Origin of the sequence: Kribbella sp. (assembly GCF_035687465.1) — a bacterium.
In the GTDB taxonomy this organism is placed as follows: Bacteria; Actinomycetota; Actinomycetes; order Propionibacteriales; family Kribbellaceae; genus Kribbella.
In genome coordinates this window covers 1-2705 of sequence record NZ_DASRXP010000493.1, presented here as the reverse complement: position 1 = coordinate 2705, position 2705 = coordinate 1, and the positions used below count along the sequence as shown (strand labels likewise).

The following is a 2705-nucleotide window of genomic DNA, read 5'->3' as shown; positions in this document are numbered from 1 at the left end:
CTTGGAGACGCCGTTCGCCCTCTGAGCGAGGCGAAGACCCATGATGGCCATGTTGAAGACGCCGGGGTCGCCGCCCTCGAAGTCCTCCGCGCCGAGCCCGAGGATCCGGTCCACCGGCACGCCCTCGCCGAACGCGTCCGGCGAGAAGTGCTGCTGGATCAGCTCGACCGGGAAGCGGTCGATGCCGGCCGGGACCGGCGTGTGGGTGGTGAAGACGGTGCCGCCACGGGCCACCTCGAGCGCGGTGTCGAAGTCGAGACCGTTGGAGGCCAGTTCGCGGATCCGCTCGATACCGAGGAAGCCCGCGTGACCCTCGTTGGTGTGGAAAGCCTCGGGCGCCGCATGACCGGTGATCCTGCAATAGGTCCGTACTGCGCGTACTCCACCAACACCGAGCAGGAGCTCCTGGAGCAACCGGTGCTCCGTCGTCCCGCCGTACAGGCGATCGGTGACCTCGCGCTCGGCGGGGTCGTTGTCCTCCATGTCGGAGTCGAGCATCAGCAGCGGGACGCGGCCGACCTGGGCGACCCAGATGTGGGCGCACAACTTGCGGCCGCCGGGCAGCATCACGGTGACGGTCGCGGGTGCGTCACCGTCGCGGAGCAGGCTGATCGGCAGCCCGTCCGGGTCCACCAGGGGGTAGCGCTCCTGCTGCCAGCCCTCGCGGTTCAGCGACTGACCGAAGTAGCCGTGCCGGTAGAGCAGGCCGACGCCGATCAGCGGTACGCCGAGGTCGCTGGCTGCCTTCAGGTGGTCACCGGCCAGGATGCCCAGCCCACCGGAGTACTGCGGCAGCACGTGGGTGATGCCGTACTCCGGGGAGAAGTAGGCCACCGAGTTCACCGGGGAGCCGGCCTCGGACTGGAACCACCGGTCGTCGGTGACATAACCGGTCAGGTCGGCTACGGCCAGTTCCAGCCGACGGAGGAAGCCCTGGTCGTTCGCCAGCTCGTCGAGCCGGGCCGCCGGGACCTCACCGAGGAGCCTGACCGGATCACCGCCGGTGCTCCTCCACAGTTGGGGGTCGACAGCCTCGAAGACGTCTTGCGTCTCGGGGTGCCAGGCCCAGCGGAGGTTGTTCACCAGGGTGCCGAGACCGGTCAGCGGCTCGGGCAGGACAGGGCGGACGGAGAATCGTCGTATCGCTCGCACCGGGACACCGTACCGGCCACCGGGCCAGATTCCACCCTCGGGATGCATCGGTTTTGCAACGCGAGCAAGATCTTGCAGAGCCCGACCGGTGACTGGTCCCCAGCGTTCCGCAGGGTGGACCGGGCAGAACCACCCGGCTCACTGGTGTGATCGCCGGTGTGCATGAGGCGGACCACCACTCCGAACCGATAACGTCAGTGCTGCACCTGTACTGCGATGCTGTACCTCCCCCGCGAATGTCCGAATGCGAGTCGGAAAGCGAAGGTTCGTTTACTCCATGACTGGGCGCATCCCGATCACCGACGTGACCCCGACCGTCGACGCCGGCGCGTATCCGGCGAAGTCGTCGGTCGGCGAGACCTTCACCATCGGGGCCACGGTGTTCCGCGAGGGGCATGACGCGGTGAACGCGAACGTGGTCCTGACCTCGCCGACCGGCCAGACCAGACGGATGCTGATGACTCCGGTCGGCCAGGGCACGGACCGCTGGACCGTCGAGGTCACGCTGCAGGAGCAGGGCGCGTGGACGTTCGCGATCGAGGGCTGGAGCGATCCCTACGGCACCTGGCGGCACAACGCGGAGATCAAGATCCCGGCCGGCCTCGACGTCGACCTGATGTTCGCCGAAGGAGCCGCCTTCTTCGACCGCGCCGCGGCCGGCGTACCGCCTGCTGTGCGCGTCGACCGCAGTACGTTGAGCGACGCCGCGCAGGCGCTGGCCAACGGCGCGTTGCCGCCCGAGGCGCGACTGGCCGCGGGGATCTCGCCGCAGGTCCGCTCGGCGCTCGGCCGCTACCCGGTGCGTGAGTTGATCACCTCGTCGGAGACGTACCCCGTCTGGGTCGACCGGCGGCTCGCGTTGTACGGCAGCTGGTACGAGTTCTTCCCGCGCTCCGAGGGCGCGTCGTACGACGAGGCGACCGGGGAATGGAAGTCCGGCACGTTCAAGACCGCGACGCAACGACTGGACGCGGTCGCGGCGATGGGATTCGACGTCCTCTACCTCCCCCCGGTCCACCCGATCGGCAAGTCGTACCGCAAGGGCCCGAACAACACGCTCGACCCGAAGCCGGGTGACCCCGGTTCGCCCTGGGCGATCGGTTCGGAAGAGGGCGGGCACGACGCGATCCACCCGGAGCTCGGCACCTTCGACGACTTCGACGCCTTCGTCCGGCGGGCCCGCGAGGTGGGTCTCGAGGTCGCGATCGACCTCGCCCTGCAAGCGTCGCCGGATCACCCGTGGGTGACCGAGCACCCGAAGTGGTTCAACGTCCGCGCCGACGGCTCGATCGCGTACGCGGAGAACCCGCCGAAGAAGTACCAGGACATCTACCCGATCAACTTCGACCGCGACCCGATCGGGCTGCGCGAGGAGATCCTGCGGATCGTCGAGTACTGGATCGAGGTCGGGATCACGATCTTCCGGGTCGACAACCCGCACACCAAGCCGTTGCGGTTCTGGGAGGTCGTGCTGCACGAGATCAACACCGAGCGACCTGACATCGTGTTCCTGGCCGAGGCGTTCACGCGCCCCGCGATGCTCGAGTCGCTCG

At 68.4% G+C, this 2705-nt stretch carries 2 protein-coding genes; one reads left to right on the top strand and one right to left on the bottom strand.

The features are described from left to right. A partial coding sequence (glgP, locus tag VFG33_RS26060; protein ID WP_325055591.1) for an alpha-glucan family phosphorylase occupies positions 1 to 1152 on the bottom strand: 1152 nt, incomplete at its 3' end. A 277-nt stretch (positions 1153 to 1429) separates the two neighbouring features. Between glgP and VFG33_RS26055 the strand changes: the two genes are divergently transcribed. Further along, positions 1430 to 2705: maltotransferase domain-containing protein (locus VFG33_RS26055; protein WP_325055590.1), on the top strand; the 1276-nt coding region annotated here is incomplete at its 3' end.